General features: G+C 51.8%; 1 protein-coding gene. It reads right to left on the reverse strand.

Annotation, left to right across the window (positions count from 1 at the left end; all coding sequences use genetic code 11):
* The coding region (locus FN960_RS23960; RefSeq protein WP_221936850.1) for a hypothetical protein at positions 1-278 on the reverse strand (278 nt) is incomplete at both ends.

The following is a 278-nucleotide window of genomic DNA, read 5'->3' on the forward strand; positions in this document are numbered from 1 at the left end:
GTCTGTCATTGCGCCTGAAGCCTGAGAAGAGGCCCATCCACGCGCCATATTTGCCGCTTGCTCGCTGTTCATATCTTCGGCGAGCAGAGACCCGATTTGCTGTGAAGTACTGGCTATCTGTTGCTCGAGGTTGTCACTGCTATTACCCGGCGGCGGGGTTAATTTTTTTTCACTAACTTGTGCCGGGACATCCAGTTCATCACCCTGGCGGGCATTATCAAAACCTCGAGCAAACGTACGAAACTGGTTGAGTTTGCGTAACTCAGCCACCGAAATAC

Source organism: Alkalicoccobacillus porphyridii, assembly GCF_007293315.1.
GTDB classification, from domain to species: Bacteria; Bacillota; Bacilli; order Bacillales; family Bacillaceae_D; genus Alkalicoccobacillus; species Alkalicoccobacillus porphyridii.